The organism is Nonomuraea sp. NPDC004580, assembly GCF_040609855.1.
Taxonomy (GTDB): domain Bacteria; phylum Actinomycetota; class Actinomycetes; order Streptosporangiales; family Streptosporangiaceae; genus Nonomuraea; species Nonomuraea salmonea.
This window is the reverse complement of record NZ_JBEXLH010000001.1, coordinates 645,103-668,018: the sequence shown is the minus strand read 5'-3', so window position 1 is coordinate 668,018 and position 22,916 is coordinate 645,103. Positions and strand designations below refer to the sequence as shown.

The 22,916-nt window shown below is 69.9% G+C and carries 20 protein-coding genes; 9 read left to right on the top strand and 11 right to left on the bottom strand.

The window, feature by feature from the left end:
* Positions 1–101: 101 nt before the first annotated feature.
* Together ABZW11_RS02950 and ABZW11_RS02945 are read right to left on the bottom strand one after the other, a co-directional pair.
* Positions 102–332, bottom strand: a complete 231-nt coding sequence (locus tag ABZW11_RS02950) for a heavy-metal-associated domain-containing protein (RefSeq protein WP_355411958.1) — start codon at positions 330–332, stop codon at positions 102–104.
* Positions 329–877 (bottom strand): nuclear transport factor 2 family protein, encoded by a 549-nt coding sequence (locus ABZW11_RS02945; RefSeq protein ID WP_355411956.1) that lies wholly within the window; start codon positions 875–877, stop codon positions 329–331. Before ABZW11_RS02945 ends, ABZW11_RS02950 begins: the two co-directional genes overlap by 4 nt.
* A gap of 78 nt (positions 878–955) precedes the next feature.
* On the opposite strand from ABZW11_RS02945, the gene ABZW11_RS02940 reads away from it, so the two are divergent.
* Both ABZW11_RS02940 and ABZW11_RS02935 read left to right on the top strand, forming a co-directional pair.
* A complete protein-coding gene (locus ABZW11_RS02940) occupies positions 956–1,540 on the top strand; it encodes a TetR/AcrR family transcriptional regulator (RefSeq protein ID WP_355411954.1) in 585 nt (194 codons plus the stop codon).
* Positions 1,541–2,074: 534 nt separating this feature from the next.
* Positions 2,075–3,670, top strand: a complete 1,596-nt coding sequence (locus tag ABZW11_RS02935; protein WP_355411952.1) for an FAD-dependent monooxygenase — start codon at positions 2,075–2,077, stop codon at positions 3,668–3,670.
* A gap of 62 nt (positions 3,671–3,732) precedes the next feature.
* On the opposite strand, the gene ABZW11_RS02930 is transcribed toward ABZW11_RS02935, so the two are convergent.
* From ABZW11_RS02930 to glgX, 4 genes are all read right to left on the bottom strand, one after another.
* A complete protein-coding gene (locus ABZW11_RS02930; RefSeq protein ID WP_355411950.1) occupies positions 3,733–4,716 on the bottom strand; it encodes a hypothetical protein in 984 nt (327 codons plus the stop codon).
* Between the two features lie 237 nt (positions 4,717–4,953).
* Positions 4,954–6,663, bottom strand: coding sequence for a malto-oligosyltrehalose trehalohydrolase (gene treZ / locus ABZW11_RS02925; protein ID WP_355411948.1), 1,710 nt, complete (start codon positions 6,661–6,663; stop codon positions 4,954–4,956).
* Complete coding sequence (gene treY / locus ABZW11_RS02920) at positions 6,653–8,782, bottom strand: malto-oligosyltrehalose synthase (protein WP_355411946.1); 2,130 nt, start codon at positions 8,780–8,782, stop codon at positions 6,653–6,655. Before treY ends, treZ begins: the two co-directional genes overlap by 11 nt.
* Positions 8,775–10,868: a glycogen debranching protein GlgX gene (gene glgX, locus ABZW11_RS02915; protein WP_355411944.1), complete on the bottom strand. Its 2,094-nt coding sequence runs from the start codon at positions 10,866–10,868 to the stop codon at positions 8,775–8,777. Before glgX ends, treY begins: the two co-directional genes overlap by 8 nt.
* Positions 10,869–11,078: 210 nt before the next feature.
* Here glgX and mscL point away from each other — a divergent pair, with 210 nt between their 5' ends.
* Genes mscL through pip form a run of 3 tightly spaced genes read left to right on the top strand, consistent with a single transcriptional unit; the run spans position 11,079 to position 13,116 of the window.
* On the top strand, positions 11,079–11,501 hold the full coding sequence (mscL, locus tag ABZW11_RS02910; protein WP_355411942.1) for a large conductance mechanosensitive channel protein MscL: 423 nt from the start codon (positions 11,079–11,081) through the stop codon (positions 11,499–11,501).
* A 36-nt stretch (positions 11,502–11,537) separates the two neighbouring features.
* The gene (locus tag ABZW11_RS02905) at positions 11,538–12,113 is read left to right on the top strand and encodes a hypothetical protein (RefSeq protein ID WP_355411940.1); all 576 of its coding nucleotides are present in this window, start codon (positions 11,538–11,540) and stop codon (positions 12,111–12,113) included.
* 37 nt (positions 12,114–12,150) lie between these two features.
* Positions 12,151–13,116: a prolyl aminopeptidase gene (gene pip, locus ABZW11_RS02900; protein WP_355411938.1), complete on the top strand. Its 966-nt coding sequence runs from the start codon at positions 12,151–12,153 to the stop codon at positions 13,114–13,116.
* On the opposite strand, the gene ABZW11_RS02895 is transcribed toward pip, so the two are convergent.
* The gene (locus ABZW11_RS02895) at positions 13,047–13,658 is read right to left on the bottom strand and encodes a phosphatase PAP2 family protein (protein ID WP_355411936.1); all 612 of its coding nucleotides are present in this window, start codon (positions 13,656–13,658) and stop codon (positions 13,047–13,049) included. The genes pip and ABZW11_RS02895 overlap by 70 nt on opposite strands.
* A gap of 197 nt (positions 13,659–13,855) precedes the next feature.
* Here ABZW11_RS02895 and ABZW11_RS02890 point away from each other — a divergent pair, with 197 nt between their 5' ends.
* Positions 13,856–14,650, top strand: a complete 795-nt coding sequence (locus ABZW11_RS02890) for a universal stress protein (RefSeq protein WP_355411934.1) — start codon at positions 13,856–13,858, stop codon at positions 14,648–14,650.
* Here ABZW11_RS02890 and ABZW11_RS02885 read toward each other — a convergent pair.
* Both ABZW11_RS02885 and ABZW11_RS02880 read right to left on the bottom strand, forming a co-directional pair.
* On the bottom strand, positions 14,647–15,765 hold the full coding sequence (locus ABZW11_RS02885) for a glycosyltransferase (RefSeq protein ID WP_355411932.1): 1,119 nt from the start codon (positions 15,763–15,765) through the stop codon (positions 14,647–14,649). The genes ABZW11_RS02890 and ABZW11_RS02885 overlap by 4 nt on opposite strands.
* Positions 15,762–16,736 carry a glucosyl-3-phosphoglycerate synthase gene (locus ABZW11_RS02880; RefSeq protein ID WP_355411930.1) on the bottom strand — a complete coding sequence of 325 codons (975 nt, stop codon included), beginning with the start codon at positions 16,734–16,736 and terminating at the stop codon, positions 15,762–15,764. The genes ABZW11_RS02885 and ABZW11_RS02880 overlap by 4 nt, the downstream gene beginning before the upstream one ends.
* A gap of 98 nt (positions 16,737–16,834) precedes the next feature.
* Here ABZW11_RS02880 and ABZW11_RS02875 point away from each other — a divergent pair, with 98 nt between their 5' ends.
* Positions 16,835–17,788 (top strand): Gfo/Idh/MocA family oxidoreductase, encoded by a 954-nt coding sequence (locus ABZW11_RS02875; RefSeq protein ID WP_355411928.1) that lies wholly within the window; start codon positions 16,835–16,837, stop codon positions 17,786–17,788.
* On the top strand, positions 17,778–18,884 hold the full coding sequence (locus ABZW11_RS02870) for a zinc-binding dehydrogenase (RefSeq protein ID WP_355411926.1): 1,107 nt from the start codon (positions 17,778–17,780) through the stop codon (positions 18,882–18,884). The genes ABZW11_RS02875 and ABZW11_RS02870 overlap by 11 nt, the downstream gene beginning before the upstream one ends.
* 1,184 nt (positions 18,885–20,068) lie before the next feature.
* Here the strand turns inward: ABZW11_RS02870 and ABZW11_RS02865 are convergent.
* A complete protein-coding gene (locus tag ABZW11_RS02865; protein WP_355411924.1) occupies positions 20,069–20,854 on the bottom strand; it encodes a sugar phosphate isomerase/epimerase family protein in 786 nt (261 codons plus the stop codon).
* Positions 20,855–20,856: 2 nt separating this feature from the next.
* Positions 20,857–21,885 (bottom strand): zinc-binding dehydrogenase, encoded by a 1,029-nt coding sequence (locus tag ABZW11_RS02860; RefSeq protein WP_355411922.1) that lies wholly within the window; start codon positions 21,883–21,885, stop codon positions 20,857–20,859.
* A gap of 113 nt (positions 21,886–21,998) precedes the next feature.
* Here ABZW11_RS02860 and ABZW11_RS02855 point away from each other — a divergent pair, with 113 nt between their 5' ends.
* Entirely contained in the window at positions 21,999–22,886 is an 888-nt protein-coding gene (locus ABZW11_RS02855) for a sugar phosphate isomerase/epimerase family protein (protein ID WP_355411920.1), read from the top strand.
* Positions 22,887–22,916 lie beyond the last annotated feature (30 nt).

Below are 22,916 nucleotides of genomic sequence, written 5' to 3'. Positions count from 1 at the left end.
AGACCCACAACCCGAAGGCCGAGACCGGCTGACCGCACCGACCGACGGACCCGGCCGACTTACAGGACTGGCTGAGTAGACCGTCTTCTCAGACCAACCGCTCAGCCGCTTGCTTGCCCAGGGCCGGGGTCGGTGAGCTCGTAGCCTGCCTCCTCGACGGCGGCCCGCACCCGCGCGAGATCCAGCTCCCGATCGCTGGTCACCATGACCCGGTCCGCCTCGACGTCTACCCGCACGGCAGTGACGCCGGGGACACGTTCAAGCTCTTCGGTGACGGCGTCCGCACAGTGTCCACACGCCATACCGCTCACCACGTACGTGCTGGTACTCACGCCGACACCGCCGCACCGGCGCCTCCACCGAAGCGCTCCCCAGAACGATCGTCGAAACGATCGCCGGAGGGCCCATTCGAGCGCCCGCCTGAATCCCCGCCAGGACGCTCGCCGAGGTTCTCGCCGGCCACCCGTGCCACCGAACCGCCCTTCCCCTCCTCACCAGGGACCGTGCGCGTGAGCATGTGTGCCTCGCGCATCCGCCCATCGCTCGCGAACCGCCCGAAGAAGTACACCTCCAGGGCGAACTCCTTCTTCCGCTGCTGGACGTGCATCGTGTAGCGGGCGGCGAGCCGATCTCCATGGGCCACCGCCTCGTGCACCTCCATACGGCTCACAGGCCGGTTCTTGCGCACAGGGCGGGTGTGTGCGATCAACTTCTCCCGGTCCATCCGGTGACCGTCGGCTATCTCGATGATGTCCGCCGTGTGGTAGCGATCCACGATCACCGCCGGATCCTCGTCGTCACGCAGGAGGTCCTCTGTCAAGGAGGCGAAGAACTCGGTGATGAACTCTTTGGGGTCGCTGTCGCTGAGTGGACGCATGCTCACTCCGGTCGGCTGTAGTAGATTTGACAGTACGTCAAAGATACATACGTTCTTAACTTTGGCAAGGTGTAAGAATTGAGCTCCCCACCGGCCCGCGCTCGCCGTGCCGACGCCCGACGCAGCCGTGCGGCCATCCTCGACGCCGCGATCAAGCTGCTCGACGCCCGGCCAGACGCCAGCGTCGACGCCATCGCCACCGCGGCGGGCGTGACCCGCCAGACCGTCTACGCCCACTTCCCCTCACGACAACGGTTGCTGACGGCAGTGCTCGACCGACTCACGGAAGAGGCAGTGGCGGAGATGGACGCCGCCGACCTCGACACCGGCCCAGCCGCCGACGCCCTGCTGCGCCTGATCGACGCCGGCGCCAGAGCCGCGGGCCGCCACACCAAGCTGATGCAACACCTCAGCACCCTGCCCGTCCCTCCGGGCGAGGATCAGACCCGCCACACCCCGGTAGCCAACCGGTTGAGACGCATCATCGAACGCGGCCGGCAAACAGGCGAGTTCGACAACCACCTCCCGGTGGACTGGCTGATCGCAGCCGTCATCACGCTGAGCCACGCCGCCGGCGAAGAACGCACCGCCGGCCGCCTCCCCGCCGCCGAGGCCGACGAAGCCCTCCGAATCAGCCTCCTCCGCCTCCTCCGCCCATCCTGACCACACTCCCGCACCAGCCGACCACCCTGACCACACTCCCGCACCAGCCGACCACCCTGGCCACGCTCCCGCACCAGCGACGATCACCACCCCTGCCGGGGCAACACCGCGTTCCGACACAACACCCGCCCTCACGACAAAGCGCAGCGCACCCCGGCCCGGCAACAGCTCGCAGCAGCCGCGGCGAGTGCGACGCGGCGAGGTGGCAGGGGGCCGCAGGCGCGGGTGGCCATTTCCGGAGGGGCGCGCACCCCGGCCAAGCAGTGGTTCACCACAGTCGGAGTGGGTGCGCGCACCAGTCGGAGTGAGTGCGCTGCGGCGGGATGGCGGCGGCTCCGTCGCAGTTCTCCTGCTGGTCGTGCCTCTGCTGCCGTCGTCGATGAGGCCGGTGTGCGGGCCCACAAGGGTGGAGCTGGGTGGGGCGGCGCGTCCTGAGGGCGGGTGAATGTCGAGATATATCTTGACCTGTTCTTGGACGCGACATATCTTGTTGCGTTGTAGACGCGATAGTACGCGACTCGGGAGGTGGGGGCAATGGAGCAGGAGCGGGTGCCGGTTCTTGTTGTCGGTGGGGGGTATGCGGGGCTCAGTGCGGCGGCGCTGCTGGCCTGGCGGGAGGTGCCGGTCATGCTGGTCGAGCGGCATGCCAGTACGTCCGTGCAGCCCAAGGCGTTCGGGGTCGGGCCGCAAGCTCTGGAGATGCTGCGGTCGGTGCCCGGTGTCGAGGAGGAGCTGACTGCCATCTGGGCGGGCATCGGGGAGAACATGCGGATCGCGATCGCTGCCAGCCTGGCCGATCCTCAGCCGCACATGATCGTGCACGATGAGCAGGAGGAGTTCGCCTTCATGGCTGAGCTCACCCCTGTGCCTGCGGTGGGGGCGCCGCAGGCGGAGATCGAGCGGATTCTGCGTACCAAAGCGGAGGATCTGGGGGCTGATCTGCGCTTCTCCACTGAGCTGGTCTCTCTGGAGCAGGACGCCGCCGGGGTCAGCGCGGTGATCAGGGATGAAGACGGTGAGCGGCTCGTACGGGCTGAGTACGTGATCGCCGCCGATGGGTGTCGCAGCCCGCTGCGGGCGGCGCTGGACGTTCCCACCTCCGGGAAGGGGGCGCTGGGGGAGCTGTGCTCGATCATGTTCGACGCCGATCTCTCGGGGTTGGTCAGGGAGCGGGAGGTCACTCTCTGGTATCTGCAGAACGACGTGTTCACCGGTGTGATCGTCACCGGCACGGGAACCGGGAGTCACGTGCTCGGCGTCAATCTCAAGGAGGGTGAGAGCGAGGCCGACTTCACCGAGGAGCGCTGTGTCGAGCTCGTACGGCTGGCCACGGGGCGGCCCGAGCTCGACGTACGGGTGCTCGATCGGCCCCTGGTCGGGATCTCCCATGTGCTGGCCGACACCTACCGTGCTGGACGGGTGTTCTTCGCCGGGGACGCCGCTCACACCATGCCGCCTACTGGTGGGCAGGGTGGGAGTACCGCTCTCGAGGATGGGTGTGATCTGGCGTGGCGGTTGTGGCTCGTGCTCAGCGGGCAGGCGGGGCCGGCCTTCCTCGACACCTACGATGCCGAGCGCCGGCCCATCGGCAGGCTGATGGCCGACTCGCAGCTTGCCAACCTCGGTGTACGCATGCCGCCCGCCGCCCGTGTCGGGTATCCCGAGCCTCTTGAGGATCCGATCGGTGTGCTGCTCGGGCGCCGGTATCACTCCTCCGCCATCATCGATGAGCCCGGCGATGACGGGTCGATCCTGGAGGACCCGCGTGTCCCTACTGGGCGGCCCGGCAGTCGTGCCCCGCACGTCGTTCTCGACTGGGACGGGCAGCTCATCTCCACCATCGACCTGTTCGGCACCGGGTTCGTCCTGCTGGCCGCCAAGCCCGGCGGTCAGGTGTGGATGGACGCCGGGCGGCTGGTCAAGGACCGGCTCGGGGTCCGGCTCACTCGGCTGCTGGTGGGTGACGAGCTTGTTGATGTGGAGGGACGCTTCATGGAGCGGTACGGCGTGCGCGAGGGCGGTGCCGTTCTGGTGCGGCCCGATGGGTACGTCGCCTGGCGGTCCCCCGACGCCGACCCGGACCCGCTGGGGACGCTCGAACGTGTCCTCCGCCGGATCCTCAGCCGCTGACGGCCTACGGGGGCCGGCGGCTGAGCCAAGGTGCGGGCAGGCGGTGACCTGCGGGGTCGTGGTCATGCGGCCATCCGGGTGGATTCAAGGGCTCCGAGGTCCCGGGCTCCGAGGCCCGGGGTGGTGTGGCGGGAGGCTTGGGTGGCGCAGAGCCAGCTGTTCAGAGAGCCGGTGAAACCTGAGGGTGGGCCTACCTTGAGGCAGGTGACCATTCCTGCGCCTGGGGTGGGGCCGATCTTGAGTCGGCGGATGCTGCCCGTGCGGCCCAGCTCGCCGGCGTCGGCGTCGTACGGGGTCAGCTGGACGGCGAACGGGAGGCCGCCGTCGGGCTGGTCGGAGGGGTGGATGCGAAGGAAGTCGTCGATCTTGCGGGTGACGGCTCCCGGGTGGGCGTTGAGGTAGGAGAGGTGGTCGGTCACCAGGCGGTTGGCGACCGTGCGGAGGAGGTTGGTCGCGCAGAGGTTGTGGGCGCAGGCGGCGCCGTCGAGGGTGATCTCAGGGAGGGCGAAGCGGCGCAGGCCCCTCGACGTGACGCGCAGGCAGTCGCAGGCGCCCATGTCGGCAGGATCCCAGGGCGGGCAGGTGGCGGCGTCGTGGACCTGGACGTCCCAGGACAGCCAGTCGTCGGTGAGGCGGAAGTGGGTGGGCTCGCCCGAGCAGCGGCCGCAGGTGAGGATGGTGGAGGCGGTCAGTGGGTCGATCAGCAGGCCGTCGCACTCCTTGGCCATGGCTCTGGCGGCGGCCCTCGCCACTTGGGCGGCGGTGGGCAGCCGGTGCGGGGGTGCTGCCGAGGTGACCACCAGGTGGTGTCTGGTGCGGCGCAGGCGGCGTCTCTCGTCGTCGGTGAGGCCGGCGCCCGCAGGTCTCCACTGGGTGGTGTGGTGGGTGACCGCCAGCATGCCGGCGGCCGCTGCGCTGATCGCCGCTCGCCGGTAGGGGGAGCCGATGCGCCAGGGGATGAAGGACGTGGGGTCGAACGGCAGGTGTTCCATGGCGACGACGAAGCGGGAGGTCGTGGTGGCCGGCAGGGGGAGGGTGATCTTCATGGGTCGGGGCCTTCGCGGAACTGGGGGTGGATGGTGGCTGCGGCGATCCGGTGAAGCGTGGATCAGGCGGCAACCAGGATGAGCGAAGGCGGGTGGGGTTCGGGGATTGGAATGCGGTTCTGTGGATGGGGGGATCTACGAGGTGCCGGTCTGTGGATGACCTCGGGTGACCGAAGCCCCTGGGGCCAAGGAACCGGGGGCCTGGGGGCGCCGGACGCTCAGCGCCCCCATGAGAGGTCAGGCGGGGCGGGTGATGGCCATGGATTGGGCGGGGAGGCGTAGGCCGTCCGTGTCGGTTGATATCGGCTCGTCCGAGGCCAGCAGCACCGTCCCCTTGCCCACCGGCACCGTCACCGTCTCCTGCGCGAAGTTCACCACCACCGCCAGCTCCCCCCTCCCCATCACCAGCCACCGCGCCAGCGGATCGACCTCCACCCGCACCCTGTCGAGCCGCGGGTCGGACAGCTCGGGGAGGGCCTTGCGGAGGGCGATCAGGTCGCGGTACCAGCACAGCAGCGACCAGTGCGCCTCCTCCTTGACCTCGCTCCAGTCCAGCTTCGAGCGCAGGAACGTCTCCTCGTCGGACGGGTCGGGCGCGTCCCAGCGGTAGCCGTACCCGACGAACTCGCGGGCGCGCCGCGTCCCCTCGCTCGCCCGCAGCTCCTGGTCGACGTGGTCGGAGAAGAACAGGAATGGCGAGCGCGCCCCCCACTCCTCCCCCATGAACAGCATCGGCGTGAACGGCGCGGTGAGCAGCAGGCCGGCGCCGAGCTTGAGTGCGGGCAGCGGGAGGCGGTCGCCGAGCGGGCGGTTGCCGATCTGGTCGTGGTTCTGCAGGCAGGCGACGAGCCGGTGCCCCGGCACGCCGGCGAAGGAGTGGCCGTGGGAGCGGGCGCGGAAGCTGGAGTACGTCCCGTCGTGCACGACGCCGTGCGTGAGCACCTTGGCCAGCGCGGAGAGGTCGGCGAAGTCCTGGTAGTAGCCGTGGCTCTCGCCGCTGACCGCGCAGTGCAGGGCGTGGTGGACGTCGTCGTTCCACTGCGCGGTCATGCCGAGGCCGCCCGCGTCGAGCGAGCGGACCATGCGCGGGTCGTTCAGGTCGGACTCGGCGATCAGCGACAGGGGACGGCCGACGGCGCAGGCGAGCGCGTCCACTTCGGCGGCGAGCTCGGCCAGCAGGTGGGTGGCGCGCCGGTCGTGCAGCGCGTGGACGGCGTCGAGGCGCAGGCCGTCGATGTGGTAGTCGCGCAGCCACTGCAGGGCGTTGCCGATGAAGTAGCGGCGTACCTCGTCGGAGTCCGGCCCGTCGAGGTTGACCGCCTCGCCCCAGAAGCTGCCATCGAAGCCGGCGAAGTACGGCCCGAAGGGCCGCAGGAAGTTCCCCGACGGCCCGAGGTGGTTGTAGACGACGTCGAGGATGACGCCGATCCCGGCCCGGTGGCAGGCGTCCACGAACGACTTGAGCCCGTCGGGCCCCCCGTACGTCTCGTTCACGGCGTACAGATCGACGCCGTCGTATCCCCAGTTGCGGGTGCCGGGCACGGGCGCGACCGGCATGATCTCGACGAAGTCCACGCACAGCTCGATGAGGTGCGGCAGCTTCTCGATGGCGGCGGCGAACGTCCCCTCCTGGGTGAAGGTGCCGATGTGCAGCTCGTAGACGACGCCGCCGCGCAGGTCGCGGCCCTTCCAGTCGTGGTCGGCCCAGGTGAAGCGGTCGTGCTCGTAGACGGCGCTCGGCCCGAAGACGCCCTCGGGCTGCCGGCGGGAGCGCGGGTCGGGGTAGGGGCCCTCGCCGTCCACCGTGAAGGCGTACCGCGTGCCGTGGCCGGCCTCCGCGACCTCCTGCGACCACCACCCTCCGTCGCCGCGTGTCATCGCCCGGCGGGAGCCCATGGTGTCGACCTCGACCGCCGTCGCCTTCGGTGCCCAGACCTCAAAGATCATGTCTCTCCAGGAGTGCGACCGGGTACTGACCGAGCAGGTGTGCGAGAGGGACGCGGCCGGTGTGGCGGCCGCCGGTGAGCAGGTCACGCCAGTTGCCGGGGGGCAGCGTGAGCGTGGTCGCGTCCCAGCCGGTGGCGGCCAGACGTACGGGCAGCCGGGTGGCGACGGCCACGGCCTGCGGCCGGTCGCCGCGGGCGAAGGCGATCACGTGGCCGGCGCGCTCGCCCTCGGCCCGCAGCGGCAGGTACGCCGCGTCGCCGTCGAGCCGCCGCCGCAGCCGCAGCGCCTGGGTGGTGACGAGCAGCTTGGCGGAGTCCCAAGCGGTCTCCGGTTTGCGCGGGTACGTCACCGGCCGCCGGTTGTCGGGATCGACCAGCGAGAAGTCGGTGGTCTCGTTGCCCTGGTAGACGTCGGGCACCCCGGGCATCATGAGCTGCACCAGCTTGGCGCCGAGCGAGTTCACCATCGCGTACGGGTCGATGCGTTCGGTGAACCCGCCCACCGGCAGCCGCACGGCGGCCTCGGCGAAGGCCCGCAGCCGCCGCTCGTAGGCGGGGTCGGGGCTGATCCAGGAGATCGCGGTCTTGGCCTCGCGCGCCGCCTTCAGCAGGTAGTCGGTGAACCGCTCGGCGGAGATCGGCCAGGCCGCCATGAGGTTCTGCCAGGCCAGGTAGTCGAGGTGCGGGTCGAAGCTGACCTGCGCCGACCACTCGGCCACGGCCGCCGCCCACTCCCCCGGCATCTCCGACAGCACCGACAGCCGCGCCCGCACGTCCTCGGAGCGTTTGGTGTCGTGGGTGGACAGCGTGGTCATCGTGTACGGCGACATCCGCCCGCAGAAGTCGTGGAACTCCTCCACCGGGATCCCGAACACGTCCGGCTCGCCGCCCACCTCGTTGAGGCAGGCCAGCGGGAACCACCGGTAGAGCGCCGTGTCCTCGACGCCCTTGGCCATGACGGGACCGCACGCCTGCTGGAAACGCACGATCGACTCGGCGGAGCCGTACAGGACCTCCTGCACGAGCGGCCGGACGGCGGGAGAGCAGGTCGCGGCGGCCCGCTCGACGATCTCGACCGACTCGGGCGGCGGCGGCTCGCCGGGCACCACGTACGCGCGATAGACCGGCATCGCGGCGAGCAGCTCGCGCACGGCGTCAGGCGCGCACGAGGTGATCCTGGCCAGCCGGTCCACCTCGGCGCCGAAGAACAGGTCGAGCACCTCCCGCTTGGCCCGCGCCATCACCGGCCGGTAGTCGGCGGGCTGCCCGGTCAGCCGGGTGAACAGCTCGACCAGCGGCTCCTTGCCGCCGCGGTCGACGAACAGGCCGTTGACCCGGTTGAGCACGTCGTAGCCGGTCGTGCCGTCGCAGGCCCAGTCGGCGGGCAGCCGCTCGGGCCCGATGAGGATCTTCTCGACCACCGTCCAGGCGCCGCCCGTGCGCTCGCGCAGCCGTTCGAGGTAGCCGCGCGGGTCGGCCAGGCCGTCGGGGTGATCGACGCGCAGCCCGTCGACCAGCCCTTCGTCCAGCAGCCAGAAGATCACCTCGTGCGTGGCGAACATCACCGCCTGGTCCTCGACGCGCAGCCCGATCAGCGACGACACGTCGAAGAAGCGCCGGTAGCCGGGACCCTCGCGCCAGTCGACCAAGCGGTAGTGGCCGGGATGGGGGTAGGCGTGCTCGTGGTAGCGCAGCACGTCGCCGTCCACGACGGGCCGCACGTCGTCGCCGATCACGGGCAGCGCGACCGTGCCGTCGGTCCAGTCGATGTCGAACCAGCTCGCGTACCGCGACTCCGGCCCGTCCTTCAGCACCGACCAGAACGCGGCGTTCACGGTGTTCATGTGGTTGGGCACGATGTCGAGCACGATGCCGAGGTCGTGCGCCGCGAGCTGCTGCGCCATCTCCCTGAACCCGGTCGCGCCGCCGAACTCCTCCCTGATCCTGGAATGGTCGGTGACGTCGTAGCCGTGCCGCGACTCGGGGGTGGCCTGCAGGATCGGCGACAGGTAGACGTGGCTGACGCCGAGGTCGCGGAGCTGGCCGGCGATCTCGGCCACCTCCGCGAAACCGAAGTCGGGGGTGAGCTGCACCCGGTAGGTCGAGGTGGGCCTAGACACGGCGCAGCACCCGTACGCTGCGGCCGGGCACATCGATGGCGTCCCCCGCCTTCACCATGCGCGCATCGAGCCTGATCGGCATGGCCGTGTCGATCTCGGTGTGCCACATCTCGCCGTAGTCCTTGGGGATCGTGAACGTGATCGTGTCGTGGTGGGCGTTGAACAGCAGCAGGAACGAGTCGTCCCTGATCGGCCGGCCCCGCCGGTCGGGCTCGGTGATGGCGTCGCCGTTGAGGAAGACGGCCAGCGACTTGGCGTAGCCGACTTTCCAGTCGCCGTCGGTCATCTCCTCCCCTGACGGGGTGAGCCAGGCGATGTCGTTCAGGCCGCGTACCGGCTTGCCGTAGAAGAACCGGCGCCGCCGGAAGACCGGATGTTTCTTGCGCAGCTCCGCCAGCGTCTGGGTGAACTCCAGCAGCAGCCAGTTCTCCCTGACGTCCGACCAGTCCACCCAGGTCAGCTCGTTGTCCTGGCAGTAGCCGTTGTTGTTGCCGCGCTGCGTGCGGCCCAGCTCGTCGCCGTGGGAGAGCATCGGCACGCCCTGCGACAGGAACAGCGTGGTGAGGAAGTTGCGCTTCTGCTGCTCGCGCAGCGACTCGATGGCGATGCCGGCGGGGCCCTCCTCGCCGCAGTTCCAGGACCGGTTGTCGTCGGTGCCGTCGCGGTTGCCCTCTTTGTTCGCCTCGTTGTGCTTGTTGTTGTACGACACCAGGTCCTGCAGCGTGAACCCGTCGTGGCAGGTCACGAAGTTGATCGAGGCGGCGGGGCGGCGGCTGTCGTCCTTGTAGAGGTCGCTGGAGCCGGTGAAGCGGGAGCCGAACTCCGGCAGCGTGGCCGCCTGGCCGCGCCACAGGTCGCGGATGGTGTCGCGGTAGCGGCCGTTCCACTCCGTCCAGCGGGAGGGGAAGTTGCCGACCTGGTAGCCGCCAGGGCCGACGTCCCACGGCTCGGCGATGAGCTTGACCTGCGACAGCACCGGGTCCTGCTGCACCAGGTCGAAGAACGCGCTCAGCCGGTCGACCTCGTGCAGTTCCCTGGCCAGCGTCGAGGCCAGGTCGAACCTGAACCCGTCCACGTGCATCTCGATGACCCAGTAGCGGAGCGAGTCCATGATCATCTGAAGGACGTGCGGCGAGCGCATGAGCAGGCTGTTGCCGGTGCCCGTGGTGTCGACGTAGTAGCGCTTGTCGTTCTCGACCAGCCGGTAGTAGTTGACGTTGTCGATGCCCCTGAAGCCCAGGGTGGGCCCCAGGTGGTTGCCCTCGGCCGTGTGGTTGTAGACGACGTCGAGGATCACCTCGATGCCCGCCTCGTGCAGCGAGCGCACCATCGCCTTGAACTCCAGCACCTGCCCGCCGCGCTGCCCCTGACTGGAGTAGCGGTTGTGCGGGGCGAAGAACCCGATCGAGTTGTAGCCCCAGTAGTTGGCCAGGCCGCGCTGCTCAAGGATGTGGTCGGTGACGAACTGGTGCACCGGCATCAGCTCGAGCGCCGTCACGCCCAGCTTGGTGAGGTGGTCGAGGATCTCCGGGTGGCCGAGCGCCGCGTACGTGCCGCGCAGGTGCTTCGGGATCTTGGGATGGCCGATCGTTAGGCCCCGCACGTGGGCCTCGTAGATCACCGTGTCGTGGTACGGCGTCGCCGGCGGCCGGTCGTGGCCCCACCCGAAGAACGGGTTGATGACGATCGAGCGCGGCACGTAAGGGGCCGAGTCGGCGTCGTTCCTGGAGTCGGGCTGGCCGAAGCGGTAGCCGTAGACCGCCTCGTTCCAGTCGACCCCGCCCTCGATGGCCATCGCGTACGGATCGAGCAGCAGCTTGGCCGGGTTGCAGCGCAGCCCGCGCGCCGGGTCGTAAGGCCCGTGCACCCGGTAGCCGTAGCGCTGGCCCGGCCCGATGCCCGGCAGGTAGCCGTGCCAGATGAAGCCGTCGACCTCCGTCAGCGGCACCCGCGACTCGACGTTGTCGTCGTCGAACAGGCACAGCTCGACCTTGTCCGCGACCTCCGTGTAGAGCGAGAAGTTCGTGCCGGCCCCGTCGTACGTCGCCCCGAGCGGGTAGGGGTCTCCCGGCCAGATCTCGATCATCGAGGCTCCCTTGCGGTCTTTCCCCATGTTCCGTTCCCCCGCTCCACGCGACAACCCCGCCCCCTGATCACCCTGTTCCTTCCCACGCCACGCCCGTGGTTACTCCGGCCGAGGTCAAAGGGGTGAGCCGTCCCCGACGGCGCGGTATCGGAGACGGCCCACGTCTCCAGCATCGTTTGCCACCGCCCGTTCGGGCTACATGCTGATGTCATGGGCGGTTTCAAACAGTTCTTACTGCGCGGCAACATCGTCGAACTGGCCGTCGCGGTCATCATCGGCGCCACGTTCAGCGGCCTCGTCGAGGCCCTCGTCACCGACCTCGTCACGCCGCTGATCGGCGCCGTGACCGGCGGCCGGCAACCCGACTTCGCCGACTACTCCTTCACGATCAACGGCAGTCGTTTCCTGTACGGCGACTTCCTCAACCACCTGGTCACCTTCCTGATCATCGCGGCCGTCGTCTACTGGCTGATCGTGGCTCCGATGACCCGGCTCGTGAAGCTGTTCGAGCGGGACAAGGCGGCCACCACCAAGCAGTGCCCCGAGTGCCTGTCGGAAATCCCCGCCGAGGCGCGCCGGTGCGCCCACTGCACCGCCCACCTGGTGCCGGATTCGGAAAAACCCAGGCAGTGACGCACGGCACGGGTGCGGGTCCGTCAAGATGGACCGATGAGCGTTGAGTTGATGGTCTGGGACGAACCGGTGCCGATCAGCAGGGACCAGGCGCGCGCGACGTACTTGGCGGTCAAGCGGACCGAGCCCGGTGACGGCCCCGCACCCGACGTCGCCAAGGAGTTGCCGGGAGAGGTCACGCTCTACCCCGGCCACGTGCTGGTGACGATGGACCTCGACACCATGGACGAGGTCTCCTCGCAGGTGTTCACCGTGGCCCGGGCGCACGGCATGGTCTGCTACGACCCGCAGCGCGACCTGGTGCACAACGTGGCGCCGCTCGGGGTCTACGAGGGCATGCAGCTCCACACGGGGGACGGCATGATCGTCAACGACCCCGACCTGGGCCTCGTGCACGACGTCCTGGCCACGATGTCCCACCAGAACCCGTTCGTCGCCCTGGTCAACTTCGGCCGGCACTTCCTTCAGGTGTCGCCCGGGTACGAGCTGGAGTACAAGGAGGGCACGCTGATCCGCACGATGGTCGAGGACCTGTCAGAGGTCCAGCGGTCCTTCCAGGACTACGCGACCGGCGACCGCGGCTTCCTCAACCGGCACACCTGGTCTCAGTAGACGCCTCACCGGGAGGGATGCGGCAGGATCAGGACGTATGAGAACTTTGTACCCGCCCATCGACCCGTACGACTCCGGCCTGCTCGACGTGGGCGACGGCAATCAGATCTACTACGAGGTCTGCGGCAACCCCGAGGGCAAGCCCGCGGTCATGCTGCACGGCGGGCCCGGCGGCGGGTGCAACGCCGGGCACCGCCGCCAGTGGGACCCGGAGCGGTACCGGATCGTGCTGTTCGACCAGCGCAACTGCGGCCGCAGCCGACCGCACGCCTCGGACCCGGCGACCGATCTGAGCACGAACACGACCTGGCATCTGGTCGCCGACATGGAGCGGCTGCGCGAGCACCTGGGCATCGAGCGGTGGCAGGTGTTCGGCGGGTCGTGGGGCAGCTCGCTGGCCCTCGCGTACGCCCAGACGCACCCGGACAGGACGTCCGAGCTGATCCTGCGCGGCATCTTCACGCTGCGCCCGCAGGAGCTGCGCTGGTTCTACCAGGAGGGCACCTCGTCCCTCTTCCCCGACCTGTGGGAGACGTTCGTGGCGCCGATCCCCGAGGACGAGCGGGACGACCTCATCGGCGCCTTCAGGAAGCGCCTTGAGGGCGACGACGACGCGGCGCGGCTGGCGGCGGCCCGCGCGTGGGCGCAGTGGGAGGGCGGCACGGTCACGCTCATGCCGGATCCCGAGCTGGTCGAGCACTTCGGCGAGGCGGAGACGGCGGTCGCGTTCGCCAGGATCGAGAACCACTACTTCACCCACGGCGGCTGGTTCGAGCCCGACCAGCTCATCAGGAACGCGGACAGGATCCGGCACATCCCCGGCGTGATCGTCCAGGGCCGCCATGACCTCTGCACGCCCATGGCCACGGCCTGGGACCTGCACAAGGCGTGGCCCGAGGCGGAGTTCCACGTCATTCCCGGGGCCGGGCACGCCTACTCGGAGCCGGGCATCCTCGACCGGTTGATCGCCGCCACGGACGGGTTCGCGGACTCGGGGAAGTAGCGCGGCAGGCGGGCGCGCAGCAGCCGTACGGCGGGGGTGATCGCCCCCACCAGGAGCAGCGCGAACAGCGGCGCCAAGGCGAGGCCGAGCAGGAAGCCGGCGGCCACGTCGTGCGGGTAGTGCACGCCCACGAACACCCGTGAGAACGCCATCAGCACGGCCAGCGGGAACACCGCCCAGGCCAGGGCGCGCCGGCACAGCACGAGGGTGGCCGCCGCGCCGGCCGCGATCACGGAGTGGTTGCTGGGGAAGGACCAGTCGTCGAGGGGCGGGCACGCGGCGATCGTCGCGATCCCGCCCCGGCACGGCCGGTCCTCCTTCACGAACACCTTGACGACCTCGCTCAGCACGTACGCGAGCACGATGCCGGCCGGCCCGGCGACGACGAGCGCCAGGTCGCGCGCGGGACCACGCCAGGCCCGCACCGCCGCCACCACGAAGAGCAGCGCGAACAGGAAAAGACCCGCGTCCGTGCCGACCTCGGCGACGGTGTGCAGCCATGCGGGTGTGCTGAGAGCGAAGTCGACGATGTCGTGGTACACGCCTGTCCAATCGATGAATGTCCGATGGACAGAACCTTACGAACAGGAAGGCTCCGGCGCCTCCACCATAAGGCGGAAAGTCATCAGGTCAGGAGCTGACGCGCCAATGCGGCCTGTTTCGGCTCCGGGGCGTCGGTGGCGAACGTACAGGGATCAAAGCGGCGTATTCCCAGGTGAGAGTGGGTAAGAGGGCCGTCGTGATCGGAGCGCACGTGATCGTCGGATATGCGAACAACCCAGGCGGGCGAGACGCGCTCGCCCTCGCCGCCGTGATCACCCGTGTCACCGGCGGCGAGCTGACGGTCGCCACGATCTACCCTCCGGGCAGCCCCGGGCTGGCGGTAGAGGCGCAGGCCAACCTCGCGCACGCGGCCGAGGAGCTCGGCCCGGTGCCGGCCGAGTACCTCACGTTCGAGAGCAGGGGCACGGGACGCGGTCTGTCGGTGCTGGCCAGCCGGATCAAGGCCGACCTGATCGTGGTCGGCTCCGGGGGCGGCGGACAGCACGGCCGCATCTCGATCAGCGCCACCGCAGACCACCTGCTGCACATGTCACCCGAGGCGGTCATGCTGGCGCCCGCCGACTACGTCCCGCCCGACGAGCTGACCAGGCTCACACTGGCCTACGTGCACCGGCCCCAGTGCGACGCCGCGGTCGAGCAGGTGGCGCAGGCCGCGCTGCGGCTCGGCGTGCCGCTGCGGCTGCTCACGTTCGACCTGCGCACCGAGGACCAGGGCAGGCTCCGCGACGACCTCGCCCTCGCCGTGCGCCTGGCCTGGGAGAGCACCGGCATCGAGGCGGAGGCCGAGGTCGCCGAGGGCCACGACGTCGCCGCCGCGCTCGGCGACGTCGAGTGGCTGGACGGCGAACTGCTGGTCTGCGCGGCCAGCGAGGACGCGCAGCCGCACCGGGTGTTCCTCGGCGAGCTGGCCATGAAGGTGCTGCGCGCGTCCCCGCGGCCGGTCACCGTGCTGCCGCGCGGCTTCGGCTAACGCCGCTTGATCACCTGCTCGTACAGCTCCAGGTAGCGATCGGCCATCACCGACGGCGAGAAGCGGCGGCGGGCCTCGCGGCGGCACTCCTCGGGGTCGATCTCGTCCGCCCGCAGCACCCACTCGGCCAGCTCCTCCTCGGTGTCGGCGAGGAAGCCGGTACGTCCATGGTCGATGATCTCCGGCAGGCAGCCCCTGCGCAGCCCGATCGGGGGCACCCCGAGCGCCAGGGCCTCGACGACGGCGGTGCCGCCCGGCTCGTCCCACTGGATGGGGAACAGGGCGGCGCGGGCGGAGCCGTACAGGTCGTCGCGCTCCTGGCCGCCCACCGCCCCGACCCACTTCACGACCTCGCCGTCGAGGTAGGGGGCGACGTGGTCGAGGTGATAGCGGACGTCGGGATGGCTGTGCAGCGGGTGGTAGGGGTTCTGGGCGACGATGTCCAGCTCGGCCTGCGAGTTGCGGGCGCTCACCGGACCGGCCAGCACCAGCGGCAGGCCCAGCTTCTGGCAGATCCTGGCGGCCACGTGCTGGCCCTTGAGCCCGCAGATGCGGCCCATCACCACCAGGTGCTCGCCGCGCGGCACCCGTACGTCGCGATCGGCCAGCGGGGTCGCCAGGTGAATCGCGCCCAGAGAGGCGGCGCGCAGCGCCTCGGGGGCGCGGGCGAGCTGCGACTCCGACACGCCGTTGACCGCGATCTCGCCGGGGAAGGCGCCGTAGAAGGCCGGATGCTTGCGCAGGTCCCAATGCAGGGTGTGCAGGACGGGCGAACCCCCGTACGCCGAGAGCACCGCGGGCCCGACCACCTCCACGTGGTCGTGCACGAGGTCGATGTCGTCGCGCCGGCGCAGCTCGGCCACGACCCGGGCGAGATGGGCATGGGTGATGCCCATCACCTGGTTGTACGGCTTCTGCAGCTCGCTGAAGCAGCCCTCGTCGTACGCGGAGACCAGCTCGTCCACCTCCAGCGTGCTGGAGCCGACGGAGGCGAGCACCACGCTCACCCCGCGCTCGCGCAGCGCGGGCACCAGCGTGGCCACCACGTTCTCGATCCCGCCGTAATCCGCCGGCGGCACCTTCAGCCACGGCCCCGCGTTCACCAGGACTCTCATGCCAGATCCTCCTCCAGGACGAGGGAGGCCAGTGGGGGACGCTCCGCCACGGCCACGTCCACCAGGCCCGCCTGTCCTTCGAGCCCGAACTGCAGCAGCGTGTGCCCCGGAGGCTCCGAGGCGAGCACCCGGCCCTGGCGCTCCAGCCGCGACCAGGCGGTTTGCATGATCTGCCCGGCCATCCGGCCGAGCGCGGCCATCGACTGATGAGTGTGGGTGCGGTGTCCCAGGTCCACCTGGGCCATCGCGTCCAGCCCGACGAGGTGCAGCAGGTCGACGAGCAGGCCGAACTCGACGCCGTACTCGGTGACGTAGGGGACCTGCTCCAGCACCTCGCGCCGGGCGGCGTACTCGCCGCCGAGCGGCTGGGAGAAGCCGGCCAGCTCGGGCCAGAACATGTTGAGCAGCGGCCGCGCGACCAGCTCGGTGACCCGCCCGCCGCCGCCGCGCTGGACGACCCCGTCGGCCCCGGTGTACGGCCGCTCGTACGTCGCCTTGACGAAGTGCGTGTGGGCGTCCACAAGCAGCGGGCCGACTAAGCCCGACACGTAGTGGGGGGCGAAGCTGCGCAGGTCCGCGTCGATGTAGACGACGATGTCGCCCTTCGAGGCAGCGAGCCCCTTCCACAGGGCCTCGCCCTTGCCGGTGAGCGGTTCGAGGTGGGGCAGCACCTCGTTCTGTGCGACGACGCGGGCGCCCGCCTCGCGTGCGCGCTGGGCGGTCGCGTCGGTGGAGTTGGAGTCGACGACGAGGATCTCGTCGACGAGCGGCATGCGCTCGACGAGGTCGCGGCGGATGGCGGCGACGATGCCGCCCACCGTGCTCTCCTCGTCGCGGGCGGGCAGCACCACGCTCACCGTGGTGTTCCCCTTGGCCATCAGCAGAGCGTCGACCGGCCATTCCGCCGCCGTACTCGAGTGCGGTCCGTACCATTCACGGACTCTGGCCAAGGCTCGCAGATCTTTTTCCATGCATCAGCCCCGATCTAAAGAGGTAGCGACCTCTGCCCGATCTATAGGCGCTTGAACATGTTTGTTTGATTCAGCCCACAAGTGGCATATGCCGGGTTGTGTCCCCGAAGACCCGTGTCGGCATCATAGGTGCCGGAAATGTTGCCGCTCGCCATGCTGACGTCCTGTCCGGCTTCCCCGATGTGACCATCGCCGGGATCGCCGACACCGATCCCCACAGGGCCGAGGCTCTGGCCTCGAAGCACGGCTCCCCTGCCTATGGCGGCCACGCCGACCTGCTCAGCGCCGGCGGTCTGGACGCTGTCTACGTCTGTGTGCCTCCTTTCGCGCACGGCAACCCGGAGCATGACGCTCTGTCGTACAATCTCCCGATTTTCGTGGAAAAGCCGCTGTCTCTTGACCTCCAGACCGCAGAAACCATCGCCTCCGAAATCGAACGGAGATCTCTCCCCTCAGCAGTCGGGCATCACTGGCGATACCTAGACATTGTCCGACAGGCGCATGATCTGCTCGCCGGCCGGCCCGTCCACCTCGCGCTCGGCCACTGGCTGGACAAGGTGCCGCCGGTCGCCTGGTGGCTCGACCCCGGCAGGTCGGGCGGCCAGATCGTCGAGCAGGCCGTCCACGTGCTGGACCTGGCGCGGGTACTGGTGGGCGAGGTGTCCATGGTGCACGCGGTGCCGGGAGGGACCCCCGTGGACGGTGAGATCGACCGGGCCACCTCCGCCGTGCTGCGCTTCACCGGCGGCGCGGCCGGGCTGCTCGCCACCTCCTGCCTGCTCACCCGCAAGCACCGGGTCGGGCTCGAGGTGTGCGCCGACGGGATCGCGCTGGAGCTGAGCGAGACCCGGCTGCTCGTGGACGGGCACCGCGCGATCGAGGACGACGGACGGGCGAAGACGCGGGTGGATCGCGAGTTCATCAACGCGGTGCAGGGCAAGACGGCCGACGTGCGCGTACCGTACGGGGAGGCGCTGCGCACCCACCGCCTGGCGCTGGCACTCGCCCGATCCGCAGCCGAGCAGAGGCCGGTGATGCTCGATGACCAGTGAGACCCTCAGCATCGAGGCGCCAGGGGAGGTGTGCCTGGTCGAGGAGAAGCTGCCCGACCTGCCCGACGGCGGGTTCATGGTCGCCACCGCCTACAGCGGCGTCTCGGCCGGCACCGAGCTGACCTACGTCAAGGGCACCAACCCCTACCTCGGGGCGAGCTGGGACCCGGCGCTCGGGCTGTTCCTCGACGGCGCGCCGTCAGTGGCGTACCCGGTGCGCGGCATCGGCTACATGCAGGTGGGGCTGGTGGTCGAGACGCGGACGCGGGCCGTGCGCGAGGGCGCGCTGGTGGCGATGGCGTACGGGCACCGCACGGCGTACGTGGCCGACCCGATGACCGACCGGTTCGTGGAGCTGCCCGACGACCTCGACCCGCTGCTCGGCATCTACGTCGCCCACATGGGCCCGATCTGCGCCAACGGCCTGCTCCACGCCGCCCACGACCTGCACGGCCCGGCGGTGCGCGACCTGGGCGACGGCGTGCGCGGCCGGCGGGTGGCGGTGGTGGGCGCCGGCGTGGTGGGGCTGCTGACGGCCTGCTTCGCGATGTACGCGGGCGCGGCCGAGGTCGTGGTGGTGGACGAGACGCCGTCCCGGCTGGAGATCGCCGCCGCGCTGGGCGCCGGCACCATGGACGCCGGGGAGGACCCGGCGGTGGAGCTCAAGCGGCGCTGGCGGCACGGGCCCAACGACCGCGGCGCCGACGTCGTCTTCCAGTGCCGCGGCCAGGCCAGGGCGCTGGCGCTCGGCCTGCGCCTGCTGCGTCCCCAGGGCACGCTGATCGACCTGGCCTTCTACACCGGCGGCGCCCCCGAGGTGCGGCTCGGGGAGGAGTTCCACCACAACGGACTCACCGTGCGCTGCGCGCAGATCGGCCGGGTGCCGCGCGGTCTCGCGCACGCCTGGGACAGGGAACGCCTGTCGCACGAGACCATCGCGCTGCTGCGGCGGCACGGCCCGGCGCTACGCCGGCACGTGGTCACCGATCTGGTCGGGTTCGGCGAAGCGCCACGTCTCATGACAGAGCTCGCGGCCGGACGGCTGCAGTGCGTTCAGGCCGTGCTCTGCGACGAGGTCGAGGATGAGGGCGGCTGACCAGCTGAAGTCGCGCGAGCCGTGGCCGCGCAGGCTGACCGGGTCGAAGTACTCACGAAAGCCCGACCTGCACACCGCGCGACGCATGGAGTCGGCGAGGCCGGCGGCGAGGTCGGGACGGCGGTCCTTGAGCCCGTGCCAGACCAGCCAGCCGACGTTGATCCAGCTCGGGCCGCGCCAGTAGCGGGCGGGGTCGAACTCCGCGGCGTCCGTGGCATAGCTGGGCAGCGGCAGCTCCTTGAGCCCGAACCGGTCGAGCGCGGTCCTGACCAGCGTGTCGGCCACCTCGTCCGGCAGGTCAGGCAGCACGAGCGGGGTCAGCCCCGCCGCGCTCGCGGACTCGGTCGGCTTGCCGGTGCGCACGTCGCGGGCCTGGAAGAGCGCGCCGTCCCACAGGTGCTCGACCATGGCGCGGGTGACGGCCGCCGCCTCGCGCTCGTGCGGCTCTGGGTCGAGCCCGAGCGCCCGCGCGATGTCCGCCAGCCTCGACTCGGCCAGCCCGTACGCGGCGTTGAACAGCGGATCCTCGACCTGGAACGCGCCCGGCGCGGTGTAGCCGGACTCGCGGTATGCCTCGGCCAGCGCGATGTAGAGCTGGTAGTCGCGGTCGGTGGGCCGCTCGTCGGCGCTGACGCTCTGCAGGTCCCTGCGGACGAACCCGCCGGGCGCCGCCTCGACCGCGGCCAGCGGCACGTCCCAGGCGGGGCTGTTGTCCATGCCCGACTCCCAGGGGTGCACGATCGCGATCAGCCCTTCGGGCGAGCGCCGCTGGGCGCGCAGGAACTCCTGCTGGGCCACCAACCGGGGGTAGATGCGGTCGAGGAACCCGAGATCGGGCTCGGCCAGGTACGTCTTCCACGCGGCCAGCGCGTGGACGGGCGGCTGGACGATGCCGGAGGTGCGCACGCCCGACGGCGCCCGCGCGGCCCAGAAGGCCGGGCCGGGGAAATAGGCGCCCTCGGCCACCTCGGGATTGAACACGATGTGCGGCACCCGGCCGTCACTCCACTGCGCACCGAACAGGGTCAGCAACTCCGACCTGGCCCTTCGCGGCGACAGGTGGGCGTTGCCGATCGCCACGAAGGCGGAGTCCCAGCTCCACTGGTGGGGATAGAGGCGACGGGAGGGGACCGTGTAGCTGCCATCCCAGTTGCTGACCAGGACGCGCACGGCGTCGCGGAGGATCATAGATATTTCCTGACGAAGGCGGCGGTCTGGGGGAGGACGATCTCGGGCTCGCCGCGCAGGCGGCATTCGAGGGCGAGATAGCCGTCGTAGCCCACGGCGTCGAGGGTGGCGAGCTGGGCGCCCCAGTCGAGGTGGCCGGTGCCGGGCTGGTGTCTGTTGGACTCGCTGATCTGCATGTGGGCGAGGTAGGGGGCCGCCGCCATGAGGGCGCGGCAGGGGTCGTCCTCCTCGATGTTCATGTGGTAGGTGTCGCCGACGATCCTGATGGAGTCCATCGAGCAGTACGAGACGGCCTCGGCCAGCGTGTTGACCATGTGGTTCTCGTACCGGTTGAGAGGCTCCAGCATGATCAGCACGCCGTTGCGGTGGGCGTGCTCGCCGAGGATGCCGAGCGCCTCGGCCAGCACCTCGCGGTCCTCCTCCGGGCTGCGCGGCGGCTCGAACGGTGGCAGCCGGCGGGAGAACTGACCCCAGGAGGCGGGGGTCATGACGCCGATGCCGCCGAGTTCGCCGATCACGGTGAGCTGCGATCGGAGCTGCTGGATCGCGTCCTTGCGTTTGGCCGGGTCGAAGTCGCCGATGAAGTGGGGCATGTCCACGCAGACCGTCGGCATGACGACGCCGTCGGCCCGCGCGCGCTTGAGCTCCGTGAGCCGGCCCGCGAAGTGGAAGTCGCCCTTGCCGCGAAGCTCGATGGCGTCGAAGCCGGCGTCGAGTGCGAAGGCGAACTTCTCCTGCAGGCTGCGGCCAGGCAGAAGCTGCTCCTGTACGGCGAGCTTCACTGTCACTCCTTGAATTCGAAGACGAGCTGAAGCACCTCGGACTGGTGCTTGTCGAGCAGGTCGAAGGCTTCAGGGGCCCGGTCGACGGGCACGACGTGGCTGACGAGGGCGCGCGCGTCCACCTCGCCGCGGTGCACGAGCTCCATGAACGTGCGCTGCAGCCGCTCGACGTCCCAGCGGTGCGCCAGCCACGAGGCGACGCCGCCGATCTGTGAGGAGACGAGCTGGACCTGGTTGTGGTGGAACTCCTCGCCGAGCCGCAGGCCGACGCCGTCGCCCTGGTAGAACCCGGCGGCGACCACCCTGCCGCCCCTGCGCACGGTCCTGATCGCCTCGTGCAGGCCGGCGTTGCTGCCGCTCAGCTCGATGACGCCGTCGGCGCCCTCGACGCGCTTGCGCATGAACTCGGCCACCGAGCCCGAGGCGATGTCGAAGGTCTCGGCGGCGCCGAAACGCCTGGCCAGCTCCAGCCGGTCGGCGATGGCGTCGGCGGCGACCACGCGGGCGCCGCTGAGCACGGCCATCCGGGTGGCGAGCAGCCCGATGACGCCCTGGCCGAAGACGGCGATCTGGTCACCGAGGTGCACGTCGGCGGCGTGCACGGCGTTGAGCGCGATGGCGCCCACGCGGGCGAAGACGCCGGTCAGCGGGTCGGCGCCGGGCGGCAGCACGTGGCCCTCCAGCTTGGCGGCCGGGACGACCGCCTCGGCGCGGTGGCCCCAGATGCCCCAGACCAGGCTGCCGAGCGGCGGGTCGGCCACGTCGGGCGCGGCCTCGACGACCTCGCCGACCTCCTGGTAGCCCCACCCGGCCAGGGGGTAGGCATGTGTCCGGCCCTCGACGAAGAGCCGGCGCTCGGTGTCCCATCTGCGATTGAGGTAGGGATTGGTGCCGCGGTAGGCGGTGAGTTCGGTGCCCGCTGAGACTCCTGAATAGAGAGTGCGTACGCGCACTGTGCCCGGGACGAGATCGGCGGGCGACTCCAGGCCGACGCGGACATGGCCTGGCTCTTCGAAGGTGATGACGCGCATTCCTCACACTTACGCTCAATGATCAAACAAAAGTCAAAGATTTAGTGATTCTTGGTACGCACTAGTAGCGTTCGTAACACGCTTAAGTCTACGACTTCTGTCGGAGGTGACTGATGAAATTGGGGTTTCTGACAGCGTGTCTTCCGGAAAGCGACCTTACCGACATTGCCCGGTGGGCCGCGAACCAGGGCTACGAGGCTCTCGAAGTCGCGGGTTGGCCGGCTCCGGATGCCCGAAATCACATCAAGGTAGATTGTTTCGACGAGGCAGAAAACGCCCGAGTCCGGCGAATCTTCACCGAGACCGGACTGACGCTTTCCTCGATCGCCTATTACGAGAACAATCTTCACCCTGAGCAAGGGCCGCAGGTGAACGCGCACGTGATGCGCTGCGTGGACGCCGCCGCCGCGCTCGGCTGCCCCACGGTCGGCACGTTCGTCGGCCGCGACCCCGGGCTGCCGGTCCGCGACAACCTCAAGCGCGCCGAGGACGTCTTTGGCCCGCTCGTCGAGTACGCCACCGCCCGCGGGGTCGAGCTGGTCATCGAGAACTGCGTGATGAAGAGCTGGCATCCCGACGGCTATCCCGGCAACCTCGCCTACTCCCCCGAGCTGTGGGAGTGGATGTTCACGCTCGGGCTCAAGCTCAACTACGACCCGTCCCACCTGGTGGCGCTCGGCATCGACCCGGTGGCCGCGCTCCGGCCGTACATCGGGAACATCGCGCACGTGCAGGCCAAGGACACCCAGATCCTGCCCGGCGCGATCGACCGGCACGGCTTCTACGGCCCGATCAGCGGCGAGAAGGGCTGGTACCGCTTCCGCGTGCCGGGGCTCGGGCAGGTGGACTGGACGCGGGTGATCGACGCGCTGTACGAGGGCGGCTACGACGGAGTGGTCTCCGTCGAGCACGAGGACCCGGTGTGGAGCGGAAGCACGGAGAGGGTACAGACCGGTCTCGGTATCGCCTACCGCACGTTGCGCCATCTCGTGCAGGGGTAAGTGCGGCTTATCCCCAATCAGAGGAGCGTG

Coding starts and splice junctions, on each gene's coding strand:
- ABZW11_RS02880 (WP_355411930.1), bottom strand. CDS start 16,736: ATGGAAAAAGATCTGCGAGCCTTGGCCAGAGTCCGTGAATGGTACGGA.
- ABZW11_RS02860 (WP_355411922.1), bottom strand. CDS start 21,885: ATGCGCGTCATCACCTTCGAAGAGCCAGGCCATGTCCGCGTCGGCCTG.
- ABZW11_RS02930 (WP_355411950.1), bottom strand. CDS start 4,716: ATGAAGATCACCCTCCCCCTGCCGGCCACCACGACCTCCCGCTTCGTC.
- treZ (WP_355411948.1), bottom strand. CDS start 6,663: ATGATCTTTGAGGTCTGGGCACCGAAGGCGACGGCGGTCGAGGTCGAC.
- pip (WP_355411938.1), top strand. CDS start 12,151: ATGAGAACTTTGTACCCGCCCATCGACCCGTACGACTCCGGCCTGCTC.
- ABZW11_RS02905 (WP_355411940.1), top strand. CDS start 11,538: ATGAGCGTTGAGTTGATGGTCTGGGACGAACCGGTGCCGATCAGCAGG.
- ABZW11_RS02855 (WP_355411920.1), top strand. CDS start 21,999: ATGAAATTGGGGTTTCTGACAGCGTGTCTTCCGGAAAGCGACCTTACC.
- glgX (WP_355411944.1), bottom strand. CDS start 10,868: ATGATCGAGATCTGGCCGGGAGACCCCTACCCGCTCGGGGCGACGTAC.
- ABZW11_RS02885 (WP_355411932.1), bottom strand. CDS start 15,765: ATGAGAGTCCTGGTGAACGCGGGGCCGTGGCTGAAGGTGCCGCCGGCG.
- ABZW11_RS02870 (WP_355411926.1), top strand. CDS start 17,778: ATGACCAGTGAGACCCTCAGCATCGAGGCGCCAGGGGAGGTGTGCCTG.
- mscL (WP_355411942.1), top strand. CDS start 11,079: ATGGGCGGTTTCAAACAGTTCTTACTGCGCGGCAACATCGTCGAACTG.
- ABZW11_RS02935 (WP_355411952.1), top strand. CDS start 2,075: ATGGAGCAGGAGCGGGTGCCGGTTCTTGTTGTCGGTGGGGGGTATGCG.
- ABZW11_RS02945 (WP_355411956.1), bottom strand. CDS start 877: ATGCGTCCACTCAGCGACAGCGACCCCAAAGAGTTCATCACCGAGTTC.